The 13670-nt window shown below is 48.7% G+C and carries 16 protein-coding genes; 13 read left to right on the plus strand and 3 right to left on the minus strand.

Annotated elements, in window-relative coordinates:
* Window positions 1-78: 78 nt before the first annotated feature.
* The gene (locus MKX76_RS07485; protein ID WP_251534838.1) at window positions 79-564 is read left to right on the plus strand and encodes a DinB family protein; all 486 of its coding nucleotides are present in this window, start codon (window positions 79-81) and stop codon (window positions 562-564) included.
* 281 nt (window positions 565-845) lie between these two features.
* Here the strand turns inward: MKX76_RS07485 and MKX76_RS07490 are convergent, their stop codons facing one another.
* From MKX76_RS07490 to MKX76_RS07500, 3 genes are all read right to left on the minus strand, one after another.
* Entirely contained in the window at window positions 846-2393 is a 1548-nt protein-coding gene (locus tag MKX76_RS07490; protein WP_341033342.1) for a serine hydrolase domain-containing protein, read from the minus strand.
* 250 nt (window positions 2394-2643) lie between these two features.
* Window positions 2644-3219 carry a TetR/AcrR family transcriptional regulator gene (locus MKX76_RS07495; protein ID WP_251534842.1) on the minus strand — a complete coding sequence of 192 codons (576 nt, stop codon included), beginning with the start codon at window positions 3217-3219 and terminating at the stop codon, window positions 2644-2646.
* Window positions 3220-3306: 87 nt separating this feature from the next.
* Window positions 3307-3765 carry a DinB family protein gene (locus MKX76_RS07500; protein WP_251534843.1) on the minus strand — a complete coding sequence of 153 codons (459 nt, stop codon included), beginning with the start codon at window positions 3763-3765 and terminating at the stop codon, window positions 3307-3309.
* A gap of 293 nt (window positions 3766-4058) precedes the next feature.
* Here MKX76_RS07500 and MKX76_RS07505 point away from each other — a divergent pair, with 293 nt between their 5' ends.
* The 12 genes from MKX76_RS07505 (at window position 4059) to MKX76_RS07560 (ending at window position 13546) form a co-directional block, all read left to right on the plus strand.
* Window positions 4059-4661 (plus strand): TetR/AcrR family transcriptional regulator, encoded by a 603-nt coding sequence (locus MKX76_RS07505; RefSeq protein ID WP_210094856.1) that lies wholly within the window; start codon window positions 4059-4061, stop codon window positions 4659-4661.
* A gap of 5 nt (window positions 4662-4666) precedes the next feature.
* Window positions 4667-5413, plus strand: a complete 747-nt coding sequence (gene map / locus MKX76_RS07510; RefSeq protein WP_007128062.1) for a type I methionyl aminopeptidase — start codon at window positions 4667-4669, stop codon at window positions 5411-5413.
* A 439-nt stretch (window positions 5414-5852) separates the two neighbouring features.
* Entirely contained in the window at window positions 5853-6161 is a 309-nt protein-coding gene (locus MKX76_RS07515) for a PadR family transcriptional regulator (RefSeq protein WP_279615609.1), read from the plus strand.
* Entirely contained in the window at window positions 6158-6505 is a 348-nt protein-coding gene (locus MKX76_RS07520; protein ID WP_213615621.1) for a DUF1048 domain-containing protein, read from the plus strand. The genes MKX76_RS07515 and MKX76_RS07520 overlap by 4 nt, the downstream gene beginning before the upstream one ends.
* 12 nt (window positions 6506-6517) lie before the next feature.
* Complete coding sequence (locus MKX76_RS07525) at window positions 6518-6865, plus strand: DUF1048 domain-containing protein (RefSeq protein WP_007128059.1); 348 nt, start codon at window positions 6518-6520, stop codon at window positions 6863-6865.
* Window positions 6866-6880: 15 nt separating this feature from the next.
* Window positions 6881-7639: an ABC transporter ATP-binding protein gene (locus MKX76_RS07530; RefSeq protein WP_341033343.1), complete on the plus strand. Its 759-nt coding sequence runs from the start codon at window positions 6881-6883 to the stop codon at window positions 7637-7639.
* A gap of 2 nt (window positions 7640-7641) precedes the next feature.
* Window positions 7642-8403: an ABC transporter permease gene (locus MKX76_RS07535; RefSeq protein ID WP_341033344.1), complete on the plus strand. Its 762-nt coding sequence runs from the start codon at window positions 7642-7644 to the stop codon at window positions 8401-8403.
* 169 nt (window positions 8404-8572) lie between these two features.
* On the plus strand, window positions 8573-9391 hold the full coding sequence (locus tag MKX76_RS07540; protein ID WP_341033345.1) for a sugar phosphate isomerase/epimerase family protein: 819 nt from the start codon (window positions 8573-8575) through the stop codon (window positions 9389-9391).
* A gap of 25 nt (window positions 9392-9416) precedes the next feature.
* Window positions 9417-10766 carry an amino acid permease gene (locus MKX76_RS07545; RefSeq protein ID WP_340900496.1) on the plus strand — a complete coding sequence of 450 codons (1350 nt, stop codon included), beginning with the start codon at window positions 9417-9419 and terminating at the stop codon, window positions 10764-10766.
* A 111-nt stretch (window positions 10767-10877) separates the two neighbouring features.
* Window positions 10878-11891, plus strand: coding sequence for an SIS domain-containing protein (locus tag MKX76_RS07550; protein ID WP_341033346.1), 1014 nt, complete (start codon window positions 10878-10880; stop codon window positions 11889-11891).
* A gap of 65 nt (window positions 11892-11956) precedes the next feature.
* On the plus strand, window positions 11957-12739 hold the full coding sequence (frlD, locus tag MKX76_RS07555; protein WP_341033347.1) for a fructoselysine 6-kinase: 783 nt from the start codon (window positions 11957-11959) through the stop codon (window positions 12737-12739).
* 69 nt (window positions 12740-12808) lie between these two features.
* Window positions 12809-13546, plus strand: coding sequence for a GntR family transcriptional regulator (locus MKX76_RS07560; RefSeq protein WP_213615613.1), 738 nt, complete (start codon window positions 12809-12811; stop codon window positions 13544-13546).
* Window positions 13547-13670 lie beyond the last annotated feature (124 nt).

The raw sequence follows: 13670 nt of genomic DNA on the forward strand, positions 1-13670 counted from the left end.
TCATAGACGGAGGATATTTCGATTAGATCGCGAACTATGGTTAGGAGTAATAAAGTCTTTATTTCAGGAGGCGGCGACATGTTGAAACTATTCGAATATAACTGGCAGGTTCGCAAAGATTGGTTTTACTGGTGCGATACGGTGAGCGAGGAAGAGCTACTGGCAAGACGGACCGGAGGCATAGGCAGCATTCTCTACACACTGTATCACATCGTGACCGTCGAATATGCTTGGTTGTGCGGGGATTTGCAAGGGAAGGAGCTTGACATCCCTTCGTTCGAGGAGTGTGCCAGCGTGCAAGGATTACGGGATTATTCGGATCGGACCCATGCAGAAATTGCACCTTTCATCTATGCTTGGAATGATAGCCTGGAAGACCGTATTATGGTTGACACAAACCAGGACGGGGAGCAGGAATACTTTACATTCGGTGAGGTGATGCGGCACGTGATCGCGCACGAAATTCACCATATCGGTCAGTTGTCTATATGGTCACGGGAAATCGGAAAGAAGCCGGTTACGGCAAACCTGATTCGAAGAGGGCTATTCGATAAATCACGTTGAAGAAGGCTATTCGATAAATCACGTTGATGTATTGGATATACACGAGGAATATATCTCTTGCAACAACGAAATGTAAATTCAAGAGATGATGAGCAGCCGTTACCCGGTGGAAACCCGAGAAACGGCTGTTGTTATATGCTTCTGGTAGAAGGGCACTCATACCAACGAAAAAATGCCCGGGAATAAGATTGCCATCGACACCAACCGCCGACCGTAATGTCTGGCGGGTGAAAAAGTTGTGATGAACGAAACCTCTCTCCAAAGGGTTCGCGTCCGGTTCGTCATCCTTGGTGGCGGAACCGCTGCTCGTTTTTTTTGTCAAGCCGAATCGACTGAATCAACTGAGTCAATTCCATGCTTCCCTTCATTGCCATAAGCACAGACATGATCTTTACCCATAAAATGACGTCCGGCTGATAGATGGTGGCAATATGCCATACTGGCATGATTTTCGTCGTGCTCAATATCAGGATGATTAGAGGGCCTGCGAATTCCAGAGCAATTTTCGATACAACTTTAATCGATATTGCAGTATCAGGATCAGGCTTCTTGAAGCCAAAACAGCGCTTCGCAGTACGAGCGGTCGAGTATATTCCCCAAGCGCTTAGCACGAATATGAGTCCATTTATAAGCAAATATTTCACCGAAATGCTAAGAAATGTTCCTTCAAACGGATGCCCATTCAGTATGCTAATGACACCGGAAGCAATATCGGTAGTCGTAATGACATGCGTTTTGAGAAAAGTGGAATCGATCGCGCCCAGTACGTTGGAGAAAACGATAACGCCCAGCTCTTGCTCAGGAACAATATAGGTTTGGGCTTGGAAGCCTATTGAACCACCCGGCTGACCAATAACCGGCATCCCGTTCATGCGGCCCGACATCCAACCCATGGCATACGTTCCCGGCACAGGTTCGGTCTGCATCAGTCGCACACCTTCCGGAGAGAGCACAGAATCATCTTCAAAGCTGCCGCCGTTTATTTGTGCGATCAAGTAATGGCTCATGTCTTTTGCACTGGAATAAAGATACCCCGCCGGAGCATCCCCTGGAATAAAAATATAAGGGCCATCGTAAGCAATATTGTGCCCAAATATGCGCCGGTATGGCGTAGCTAACCCGTGCTCGGCTGCTTCATCGTGCGTAACGAAGCTGTTCTGCATAGAAAGTGGACTAAAAATATGTTCCTTTACATAGTCGCCATACGATTGGCCGGGCACTTGTTGCACAATATAGCCAAGCAGTACGTAATTAGCGTTTGAATACCTATAGGAATGTTCGGTTTGCGTGGTATTCTGTAAAAACTTTTCCGCATAAGATAAGGCGTTTTTCTCCAGAGCATCTTGATCTTGGTCATTGATGCTTGACAGCGTATTGCTAAAAGTCGAGATTTGGGAGAACCCGCTTGTTTGGTTTAGTAACTGACGTACAGTAATAAACTGTGCACCTTTGAATTTGGCAGGGATGTAGCGCTGTATAGGTGCATCTATGTCAAGTTTTCCTTCTTCCGCAAGCTGCAGAACGGCCATAGCTGTAATTGACTTTCCGATCGAGCCTATTCCAAAAGGCGTTTCGGGTGTTACAGGACGGCCCGAAGAATCAGCTTGACCATATCCTTTCAGGTAAAGAATGCGATCCCCCTGTACAATCCCGAGAGCCAGACCCGGCAGGTTTTGCCTTTCCATCTCACGAGCAATATACGCATCCACTTCGGAGAAGTCAGAATCTCCATTGCGCTCTGCTTTCGAGCTTCCATCGCCCAGCGTGGAAATAAACAGGCTGAGGATCAATAAACTTCCTACAATGATGGCCACTTTCCTAATATTCATTTTCATACCACCCGAACCCCATTATTTTTAACTGCACATTGATTCAAAATTCGAGTATATTCTTGATGTCAAAATCGAAGGGCAGCAAAGTTCACGCTAGATTAACTTCATAAGATTGACCGCTTGCCAAAATAGATTGCATTCGGTTTTGCTACCGTTTATGAATCGGTACTTTCATTTATGCACGGAAGCTAGAATGAATATATTTATATTCATTCACCCAATGGTTAAAGGAAAGGCCTATCATGAATCATCTAGGATGATCCGTTAGGCCCTTCAGAATAAATTCCGCTAGGTATTGAATAATTTGAGGGAAGTATTGGATACCGATTTCATCTTTATGCGTATCGATGTAAACCAACGAATCAAAGAAAACGGGGAGTAGCTCTTCATCAATATCCGCTCTGATTTTCCCTGCAGACTTCCAGGCTTTAAATAGCTCTGTGTAAAGACTTCGGAAGGAGTCCAGATTTTTGCTGCCTTCTTGCCTGTAGTACTGCTCCAGTTCCTTATAGAAATCCCGGTTGTACCATTCCTTCAAAATTGGGTTGGTGTTAACGGCCTCGATATTCTTCGTTACCAGTTGGTTTATCAGCTCCAGCGGTTCTTGCTCTAAATCAAGCGATTCGAAAAGTCGTTTCTTGAGGTTCTCATTTTCTTGGATATAGATCTCTAAAAACAACTGCTCTTTAGATGAATAATAATTGTAGAACGTTCCAACGCCAATGCCGGCTAATTTCGCTATTTCCGCGATGCTGGTCTTCTTGAATCCTTTTGAACTGAATATCTCCTTCCCGCATTTAAAGATGTCTTCTTTCTTGCTCATGACTCATTACTCCGTTCGGAATGAATATTTTTAAATTCGTTCATATTGAAGCACAATGCATAAGTTCTGTCAACAGCACACACCTAGTCAGAAAAGCGGTCCGTCGAATCCGTTCAACCGTGCAATGACGCCGATTTGACCGATATGGTACGACTCATGATCGAAAATATGATGGAAGATCCATCGGAGCGTCGGCGGTGAAGGCGGTTCCCAACCGTCTGAAAAATGAGGGAGCTGTATGGCTGGCTCGTCTTCATCGTATTCCATGGCGCTAAGTTTGAGGTCAGTATGGTTACGTATGTCGATATATGCCTGGAGAATCTGCTGTGGGTGATCCAGAACGCCTTTGAGCCGCCGCTCTTCTTTAAGAGCAATCACGTTAATCCATTCGTCTTCGCTGCGAGCGATGTGCTCAACGATCCAAGCGATGGAATTCGGGTGGTCCGGATGCCTTGCATACCACTGTGCTTCAGTTAATTGATTTAAATAAGGAATCAATATCTTTCTTGCGTCGTTCCGATAAGGAAAAAAGGTAGCGAGTTTCATAAAAGCCTCCAATAAAAATAGAGTAGGTAGAGGTTGGCAAAGGTTTATCATGTGTCAGTGTAACTTATTTATGGAGAAGGGAGCAACGGATAACGATGTTTGCATCCAAATTTATTGAACGATAAGAATCGCCGCATCAGTTGCGGCTTTTATGTATTGTATTAAGAATCATCAAATATTGCATGTCATGGGCAGTCCATCAGAAGGCAGCGTCGAATGACTTGATCTATATTTCCACATGATGTATATTGGTTTTACATAGACATATCAGCAGGTCAAAAAAAGGAGGAGCCATGTCACCACGTACCAAAGAACAGAATGATGCGATCCGGGAGATACGGATGAACCAAATTATGCAAGCGGCTGCTGAGGTTTATTTGGAGAAGGGGATTCAATTGGAAATCCGCGATGTTGCGGTCAAGGCAGAGCTCGGCTACGGAACCGTGTATCATTACTACAAAAATAAGCAAATGCTTTTGGAAGATTTACTGTGGGATGCCCTGAATCGAACGGAGTCGGCAGTTCAGCCCGCTTTGACGGGGGAGGGCGGCCGTTCGCATGAAGCTGAGTCGTTCTCCAGGCTGCTCCTGCGGAAGTGCATCCAGGATCCTTCCGTATTTATTTTGCTTAAATCGGTTGCGGATAATTTTCATCACTTCCCCGGAAACCGGTTCATCAAGCTGTTTGCCGATTTTCAGGAGCGGATCTATTCGCCTTTTGTGGAAATGATTCGTGAAGGAATCGACTCCAAATCCCCGGAGAAAACAGCAAATCTGATATTTGGCTCTCTTATAGGCTGTGCAGCATTGAACATCCACCACAACATGCAGAGCGAGTTGGATGTGGAAGGGTTTGTCGAGATGATTTTTTCAGCTTTACAGTCAAAGGGGAGATAAATGGAATGATCATCCTGAAATCGAGCTCTGAAATTGAAGAGATGAGAAAAGCGGGCTCCATTGTCGCTGCTTTTCACCAAGCCATTGCAGATATGATCCGTCCGGGTGTCACAACGCTCGATATCGAGTCGTTCGCGGTGCGGTTTTTGAAGGAGAATGGCGCCAGGGCTTATACGATGGGCTACAACGGCTATCCGTTTGCGACATGCGCGTCTGTCAACGACGTCATCGCCCATGGTTTTCCGAACCGGAAGCCGCTCAAGGAAGGCGACATCGTCACAATCGACATCGTCGCGGAGGCGGATGGCTGGATCGGCGATTCAGCCTGGAGTTATGCGGTCGGTGAGGTGTCGGACGAAGCCCGTAAATTGATGCAGGTAACGAAGGAATGCTTATATCTTGGTATCGAAAAGGCTGTAGTCGGAAACCGGATCGGCGATGTCATGCATGCGGTTCAAACCCATGCCGAGCGCAACGGATTTTCGGTGGTGCGCGATCTGCTCGGTCATGGCGTGGGAAGGGAGATGCACGAGGAACCGAATTATCCGCACGTGGGGAATCCGGGCAAAGGCTTCCGCTTGAAGGAAGGGATGGTATTTACGATCGAGCCGATGCTAAATGCCGGAGCACCGTTTATGACGATTGATGCCGACGGATGGACTGCCAGAACCGCTGACGGTTCGCTTTCCGCACAGTACGAGCATACGATAGCCATTACTGCGGATGGTCCGATTATATTGACTGCACAATAGAATTTACTTTTATGATTAGAAACCGAATTCAAATTTAGTTTTATTATTAAACGTGAGACATCGACTATCTCGCGTTTTTGTATGGGCACCATTAGGGAAACTAACTAACTTTTTGGGAAGACACATCCTTAAAGGATGTTTGACGACAAGTACATAGAAGCATATAAGCCGCGTAGCAGCGGCTTTTTTTTGTTTTGACGGTTATGTTCTTATTATCAAAACCTTGAGGATAAGAACATACACTTTTAGCCGAAAATGATAAGAACATATAGGGGGAACCGTGGTTGAAACGGATGATCAACATTGAAGTTATTCCTGCTGGAACAAAGACCCGTTGACAAAGCGGCTACTACGTGTTACTTTATAGCAGTAGTAAGTAATACTGCATACCAGTCGTACAGAATAGCAAGGAGTGATTGTGCTGGAAAACCTAACGGAAATGCTCAAGGGTGTGCTTGAGGGCTGTGTCCTTGAAATTATAAGCCGCAAAGAAACCTACGGCTACGAAATTACACGGCAGCTGAACGCCCTCGGCTTCAAGGATGTTGTGGAGGGAACGGTGTACACCATCCTGATCCGGCTTGAAAAAAACAAATTGGTGGAGACCACCAAGAAGCCCTCCGACATGGGACCGCCGCGAAAGTTCTTCGCGATCAACGACGCGGGACGTGAGGAGCTGCGGAAGTTCTGGGAAAAATGGGAGTTCGTATCATCAAAAATCAACGAATTAAAGGAGGAGAAACGATGAATTTTTGGGAAAGAATCACAGGCAGCGACATGACGAAGGAAATGAAAGCCTTTGAATCGCGAGCCAAAAAGCTGCCGGCTGACTATCAAGCGGCATGGGAACAAATTAATGCATATCTTTGGCCGCACTCCGATTTCACCGGCCGCAACCTCATGCCAATTCTTGACGGTGTGCTTGGGCTGCTCGAAGAAACGGCGGCTGATGGTCAAAATGTTCAAGAGGTTTTGGGTGGCGATATCAAAGGCTTCTGTTCAGCCCTGGCGGGTGAAGAAGGGGCAAAGTCTATTCGCGACAAGTGGCGCGAGCAGCTCAACCATAATATTGCAAAAAAATTAGGCAAATAGGAGGGAGATGACATGAGAATCCGAGATATCATCGAAGGCAGAAAAGAGTGGCGAGCGCACGTGGCGCGCGTCAAAGCGCTTCCGCAGGATTATCAGATTGTTTATAAAGAGATTCAAAAGTATCTCTTTAAGGTCGGCCCAGTTGAACTAACCGAAGGGACGGATTTGCTCTCGGGGATTGTCGATCTATTTGAGGAAGGCGCGGCTTCAGGGAAAGGTGTGCTCGAAGTAACGGGCAGTGACGTAGCGGCTTTTTGCGATGATCTAATCCAAGATTCAAAAACGTACGCAGACATTTATCAAGAATCTATTGGCCAAGGAGCTAACAAGACGGCGAAAAAGGATACGGATAAAAAATAAATAGGGGGGATCGGGATGAAAACAGCGATTGAAGTTAAAGGTCTGCGAAAATCTTACAAGGACGCAGAGGTTCTGAAGGGCGTCGATTTTGATGTGAGGCAGGGTGAAATCTTCGCTTTGCTTGGCTCCAACGGCGCGGGCAAGACGACGATTGTCAGAATTCTTACGACGCTGCTCAAACAGGGTGGAGGCACAGCCGTTGTAAACGGATTTGACGTTGCGTCAAATCCCGAGAATGTGCGGCATGCGATCAGTCTGACCGGGCAATTTGCCGCGGTTGACGAGATATTGACCGGGCGGGAGAATCTGATTTTGATCGCCAAGCTGCGCCACCTTAAACATCCGCGTCAGGTTGCGGATGACATGCTCAAACGTTTCGGCCTGACAGATGCCGCGGACCGCAAGGCATCTACTTATTCAGGGGGGATGCGCCGCAGGCTCGACATCGCCTTGAGCCTTGTGGGTAATCCGCGGATTATTTTCCTCGACGAGCCAACGACCGGGCTTGATCCTGAAGCACGCATCGAGGTTTGGAAGACCGTAAAGGAACTGGCGGACGGCGGCACGACGATATTTCTGACCACACAGTATCTGGAAGAGGCTGAGCAGCTTGCCGATCGAATTGCCATTTTGCATGAGGGTAGGATTATTACCAATGGCACGCTTGAGGAACTGAAAAAGCTGTTCCCGCCTGCAAAGGTGGAGTATGTGGAAAAACAACCTTCATTGGAGGAGATCTTCCTCGCAATCATCGGTAATAAGGAGGGTAAGTAACGATGAACAAGTACTTTTTCAGCGACATGAACGTTATGCTAGGACGTTCCATGCGCCATATTTTTCGCAGCATGGACACCATCATCACGGTCTGCATTACACCGATTGCGATGATGCTGCTGTTTGTCTATGTGTTTGGCGGCGCAATTCAAACCGATACGGATAACTATGTGAATTATCTGTTGCCCGGCATCCTGCTGATTGCGATTGCAAGCGGGATATCCTACACGGCTTACCGCCTGTTTATGGATAAGCAACGGGGCATCATTGAGCGGTTTCACTCCATGCCGATTGCTCGTTCCGCCGTGCTGTGGGGGCACGTGCTGACCTCGGTGGTATCCAACGTCATTTCTCTTATCGTCATCATTGTCGTAGCACTTATTATGGGCTTTCGCTCTTCGGCAGGGATTTTTCCATGGCTCGCCGTAACCGGCATACTCGTTCTGTTTACGCTGGCTTTAACTTGGGTTGCGGCGATTGCCGGATTGTCCGGTAAATCGGTCGAAGGTGCAAGCGCATTTTCCTATCCGCTTATCTTCCTCCCGTTTATCAGCTCGGCCTTTGTGCCGACCGATTCGATGCCGAAGGTCGTTCGCGCTTTTGCCGAAAATCAGCCGGTAACTTCAATCGTGGAAACCATCCGTGCGCTATTATCAAATCAACCGGTAGGCAATGATATCTGGATTGCGCTTGCGTGGTGTATCGGCATTATGCTCGTCGCTTATTTCTTTGCGATGCGTGTGTACAATCAGAGAGCAGCTTAATGTTTGCAGGCTTTATAATAAAAATCGCGGTCAAAACCCGTTAAGAAATCCCTTTTATTAGGGAACTCTTGGCGGGATTTTTTTTTGCGAAATGGATTGAAATTATTGTATTCGTTGAATATAATACAAGACATAACAATATAAAGCGTTTTCAAGAGAAGGTGGAGCCATGAATATTGCAGGCATGAATATTACGTACAGGCATTTTCCGTTCGAGCATTTTCTTGAATCCATGACGGAGCTGGGGGTGGATCGGATCGAGCTGTGGGCAGGCGAGCCCCATTTTTACGTGTATCGGGGAGGGATCGGCCAATTAAGGCGCATCAGGAAGGATCTCAAATCAAGGAACATGAAGGTGGTTTGTTATACCCCAGAACAATGCGTGTATCCGTTTAATCTTGCGGCTTCGGATCAGGAGCTGCGGCAGAGAAGCGTTGATTACTTTGTCGAAAATGTATACGCAGCGCTGGAATTGGACGCCAACATGATGCTGGTCACCTCTGGAATCGGAAGCTTTCATGTACCCGTCGAGGAGTCCTGGAAGTATGCCGCCGATTCGATCGGTCGGCTGTCCAAGGTGGCAGAGCGGGAGGGAGTCACGCTTGCTTTGGAGCCTTTAACCCGCTTCGAATCGAACCTCATCACCGACGTCAAAGGCATTCAACGAATGATGGACGAGATCCGATCGCCGGCGCTCAAAGGAATGATCGACACCGTAGCGATGCAGCTCGCCGGGGAGAGACCAGAGGATTATTTCTCTACGCTGAAGGAACTCTGCCATTTTCACTTGATCGACGGGGATGGAGCGACGGACGCTCATCTGGCCTTGGACGAGGGGACGCTGGATTGGAGAGGTTACCTTGAAAGTCTTAAACGGCATGGATACCAAGGCACTTGTTCGTTGGAAATCATGGGATTTCATTATTATCAAGATCCGCACGATACACTCATGCATTCGATCCGGAAAATACGGGAAATAGGCATCTAATCATCTTGATATGGAGGAACTCACGATGAGTAATGGCACACTTACACGAAAGCTGGGCTTTTGGTCCGCTTTGGCTTTGGCCGTCGGAACGACGATCGGCTCCGGGATATTCGTCTCAACCGGAGACGTAGCCAGAGCCGCGGGATTGCCCTCGATATCGATACTGGCCTGGATTATCGGCGGCGTGATCGCCATACCGCAAGTCATGGTGCTAGCGGAGCTGTCAACGGCCTATCCCGAAAATGGAAGCGGTTACGTTTATCTGAACAAGGCGGGCTGGCGACCGCTTGCCTTCCTGTATGGCTGGGCGACGTTCTGGGCGCTGGATCCCCCGTCCATTTCGATCATGGCGCTGGCGATCGTCACGTATCTGGCAACCTTTTTTCCGTTTTTCTCGGGAATCGCCGGCAAACTGCTGGGGATCGCGATTATTCTGTTCATCACCTCCATTCACTACCGGAGCGTGAAGGAGGGTGGGCGATTTCAAGTCGTCATTACGCTGATCAAAATCATTCCGTTTCTGATCGTGATCGTTTTAGGTTTGATGTACATGAATTACGATCACTTCTCCTACACCCCCGCGCCCGGCTCCGCAAGCGGCAGCTTGATTGGCGGCATTTCGGCCACAACCTGGGCCTACACGGGCATGGCGTCGATCTGCTTCATGGCGGGAGAAATCCGGAATCCGGGCAAAGTGCTGCCAAAAGCGCTCATTAGCTCGGTGCTGATTGTCCTGGGGTTATACACGCTGCTTTCGGTGTGCATTACGGGGCTTATGCCCTTTGACAAATTGCTGGGTTCCAGCGCTGCCGTGTCCGATGCGGTCAGCTATATTCCGGGGTTGGCCAACATCGCGTCCCCATTCGTGGCGGTCACGGCCATCATCGTCATCCTAGGCTCCTTAAGCTCGTGCATCATGTTCCAGCCCCGCCTGGAATACGCCATGGCCAAGGACGGGCTGTTCTTTCGACGGTTTGCCAAGGTTCATCCCAAGTATGAAACACCAAGTTTTTCGATTGTGGCCCAGGTGAGTTATGCCTGCATCCTTGTATTTTTCAGTGATTTAACTTCGCTGCTCGGGTATTTTACCCTGATCCAGCTGGTCATCAACATTTTGGACTTTGCCGCCGTCTATAAATGCCGGAAAAGGGAGGATTATAAGCCGATTTACAGAATGCCTATTTGGAGGGTGACGACGGTTCTGGCCATTCTTGGAGCGGCGTGGCTTGCTTGGGGAACGTTTACCTGGGCTCCACTTGAGGGGATGATCGCCGCGTTGATCGTCATCGCAACCGGCTTGCCCGTCTACTATTACTGGGAAAAGAAATATGGCCGAACAAGGGACCCGGACAACAAACCGCATATCGTGGCGTAACGATCTGTCATTTAAAAAATGATTGCAACAAATGTATTACCAAAATATAATACAAGACATAACAAATAAAGAATCGGAGCGCACCTGCTCTGGTACAGGAGGAATCGATCAATGTTTAAATTTGACGAAGAGCTTTTCCTAAGACTTGTTGAAACAGAAGGGCTGGCATACCGAAGCCAAATCGAGGAGATTGTGGACGGGATCTGCCGGAAAGGTTACAGCAACATTTTCATGATCGGTGCCGGCGGCACGATCGCCATGATGTACCCTTACGAATATATCCTCAAATCCAATTCGTCGATCGACGTGCACGCGGAAATCGCCGCCGAATTCGTGGTGATGAACAACAAGCATTTCAGCAAAGATTCGGTATGTATCTTCACCTCGGTATCGGGAACCACCAAGGAGATGATCGAGGCCATCGAATACTGCAAATCTCGGGGGGCAACAACCTTTGCTTTGGTGGCCGAGCCGGATACGCCGATCACCAAGCTGGTGGACCACTGCATCACGACGGGATCGGAGAAGCATTCCTTCGATACGTTTTTCATGCTGCTGTATATGGTCGTATTCCGGTTCATGCATAACCGTAACGAGTTCCCTCAATACGAACAGTTCACGAAAGAAGTAGCCCTGCTTCCGCGGGCTATTCTGGACGCCGTCAAAGCATTCGACCCCAAGGCGGAAGCTTTTGCCATTGAGCATAAAGACACCGACTACCACATGATGGTCGGCTCCGGTAACCTGTGGGGCAATACGTATTCTTATGCCATGTGCGTGCTGGAAGAGATGCAGTGGATCAAGGCCAAATCGATTCATGCAGCCGAGTTCTTCCACGGTACGCTCGAGCTTGTGGTGGAAGATACCAGCGTTATCCTGCTGAAGGGCGAGGATGAGACTCGGCCGCTGACAGATCGCGTAGAACGTTTTGCCGAAAAAGTCACGAAGCGACTGACGGTCATCGATACCAAGGATTTTGCCATGGAAGGTATCAGCGAAGAGTTCCGGAAGCATTTCGCAGTCAGCATCAACTGGGCGCTGCTCAGCCGGATCAGCGTCTATCTGGAACGCGAGAGAAACCATCCGCTAACGCTGAGAAGATATTACCGCAAGATGGAATATTAATATGCACCGGGAGTGCTGCAATACCAGGCGGCACTCTTCTTTGAACAGAGGGAAGGTGAGAGAAAATGCGAATCGTGACCGTCGGAGACAACTGCATGGACGTGTATCAGTCTACCGGTGAGGCTTACCCTGGAGGAAACCCGGTGAACGTGGCCGTCTATTTGACTGAATTGGGCGCGGACACCGCCTATATTGGCTGGGTGGGAACCGACCGTTATGGGGAGATCATGGTCCGGGCGATCCAGGATAAGGGCGTCGATACGTCAAGGGTATCGGCCAAAGAAGGGACCACTGCGGTGACCTACGTCGAAATGGCAGGCAGCGAAAGAAAGCTGGGAGATTATGAGGAAGGCGTAATGTCCGGCTTCTCCCTCAGTCCGGAGGATCTTCGGTTTACGGAGTCGTTTCAGCTCGTCCATTCCGCAATATGGGGCCATGCCGACCGCTATTATCCTTTTTTTAAAGAAAAGGGGCTGCTGACCTCTTTTGACTTTGCCGATAAGCTGGACCATGAACTCGTAACGACGCTTGCGCCTTATGTGGACTATCCGTTTTTGTCTTATACGCAGGATGACGAGCATATCCGGAATCTGATGAGGGAAATCAAGGCCCGGGGTCCCCGAATCGTCGTGGCTACCTTGGGCGACAACGGCTCGCTGGCTTATGACGGCGTCCAATTTTATAAGCATGGGATCGTTGAAGTAGAGGTCGTCGATACGCTGGGGGCGGGGGATTCTTTTATTGCCGGGTTTATTTACGGGACGCTGAGCGGGCTTCCGGTCGATAAATGCCTGGAGCAAGGCGCGCAAAGGGCCGCGAAAACCATCAGCTATTTTGCCGCATGGTGACTGAGGGCGACCATCAATGTATAATAGAGGGATAAGAAATGATCATTGATGGATAAGGATGAATGCTCGATGAATTTAAATCCTTCGACCCCTCAACCGCTGTATATGCAGATCCGGCAGATGTTGAAGAATGACATCCAGCACGGGCGATACAAACCGGATGAGCAAATACCGACGGAAGCAGAGCTGTGCGACATTTATAACGTAAGCCGGATTACGATCCGCAAAGCGATTGAGGAACTGGTGCGGGAAGGAGCCCTTACCCGGATTCCGCGGCGGGGGACTTTTGTGGCCTCCAACAAATTTCACAACGAGCTGCTGTCTGTAAGCGGATTCTCGGAGTTCAGCCACCAGCTTGGCATGATTCCGAATTCCCGCATTCTACGAAGCAATGTCATTGAAGCGACGGAAGAGGTGGCCGGGCATCTTGCGATTGAAGCCGGCAGCCCTGTCCTGGAGCTGGAGCGTCTCATGTATGTCAATGAACGCCCGCTGTTCTACGATATCGCGCATTATTCCCTGACCCGATTCCCCGATCTGGAGAAGAAGATCGCGATGAACGAGTCCACGTATAAAATTTTGGCCGAGGAATACGGGACGGAGATCGTAAGCAACGATAAAGAAATCGATGTCATTAGCGCGACACAGGACTATGCCAAGCTGCTGGAATGCGATGTCGGGGCCAATTTGTTTCGGATTTTGAAAATCGCCTTCGATGCCAAGGACGAGCCCGTACATCTCTCCACGTTCATGTGTGAAACCAATCGGGTGACTTTGACGGTGCATCGGGCCAAGCAGGCGGATTAGAAACACGAATAGTTTCGCGTACAACCACGCTGAAATGTTAACTGTTCGTCGAGTTTCATGAGATTATGTTGAGCGGGGCTAATCTATTTTGATTTCGCATACAAGGGAGTCCAATGGAGAGACC

Source organism: Paenibacillus sp. FSL R5-0810, from assembly GCF_038002285.1.
GTDB lineage: Bacteria > Bacillota > Bacilli > Paenibacillales > Paenibacillaceae > Paenibacillus_AQ > Paenibacillus_AQ lactis.

What these genes read in the sequence shown, in the direction of transcription:
- MKX76_RS07485 (WP_251534838.1), top strand. Translation starts at nt 79, where the DNA reads ATGTTGAAACTATTCGAATATAACTGGCAGGTTCGCAAAGATTGGTTT.
- MKX76_RS07490 (WP_341033342.1), bottom strand. Translation starts at nt 2,393, where the DNA reads ATGAATATTAGGAAAGTGGCCATCATTGTAGGAAGTTTATTGATCCTC.
- MKX76_RS07495 (WP_251534842.1), bottom strand. Translation starts at nt 3,219, where the DNA reads ATGAGCAAGAAAGAAGACATCTTTAAATGCGGGAAGGAGATATTCAGT.
- MKX76_RS07500 (WP_251534843.1), bottom strand. Translation starts at nt 3,765, where the DNA reads ATGAAACTCGCTACCTTTTTTCCTTATCGGAACGACGCAAGAAAGATA.
- MKX76_RS07505 (WP_210094856.1), top strand. Translation starts at nt 4,059, where the DNA reads ATGTCACCACGTACCAAAGAACAGAATGATGCGATCCGGGAGATACGG.
- map (WP_007128062.1), top strand. Translation starts at nt 4,667, where the DNA reads ATGATCATCCTGAAATCGAGCTCTGAAATTGAAGAGATGAGAAAAGCG.
- MKX76_RS07515 (WP_279615609.1), top strand. Translation starts at nt 5,853, where the DNA reads ATGCTCAAGGGTGTGCTTGAGGGCTGTGTCCTTGAAATTATAAGCCGC.
- MKX76_RS07520 (WP_213615621.1), top strand. Translation starts at nt 6,158, where the DNA reads ATGAATTTTTGGGAAAGAATCACAGGCAGCGACATGACGAAGGAAATG.
- MKX76_RS07525 (WP_007128059.1), top strand. Translation starts at nt 6,518, where the DNA reads ATGAGAATCCGAGATATCATCGAAGGCAGAAAAGAGTGGCGAGCGCAC.
- MKX76_RS07530 (WP_341033343.1), top strand. Translation starts at nt 6,881, where the DNA reads ATGAAAACAGCGATTGAAGTTAAAGGTCTGCGAAAATCTTACAAGGAC.
- MKX76_RS07535 (WP_341033344.1), top strand. Translation starts at nt 7,642, where the DNA reads ATGAACAAGTACTTTTTCAGCGACATGAACGTTATGCTAGGACGTTCC.
- MKX76_RS07540 (WP_341033345.1), top strand. Translation starts at nt 8,573, where the DNA reads ATGAATATTGCAGGCATGAATATTACGTACAGGCATTTTCCGTTCGAG.
- MKX76_RS07545 (WP_340900496.1), top strand. Translation starts at nt 9,417, where the DNA reads ATGAGTAATGGCACACTTACACGAAAGCTGGGCTTTTGGTCCGCTTTG.
- MKX76_RS07550 (WP_341033346.1), top strand. Translation starts at nt 10,878, where the DNA reads ATGTTTAAATTTGACGAAGAGCTTTTCCTAAGACTTGTTGAAACAGAA.
- frlD (WP_341033347.1), top strand. Translation starts at nt 11,957, where the DNA reads ATGCGAATCGTGACCGTCGGAGACAACTGCATGGACGTGTATCAGTCT.
- MKX76_RS07560 (WP_213615613.1), top strand. Translation starts at nt 12,809, where the DNA reads ATGAATTTAAATCCTTCGACCCCTCAACCGCTGTATATGCAGATCCGG.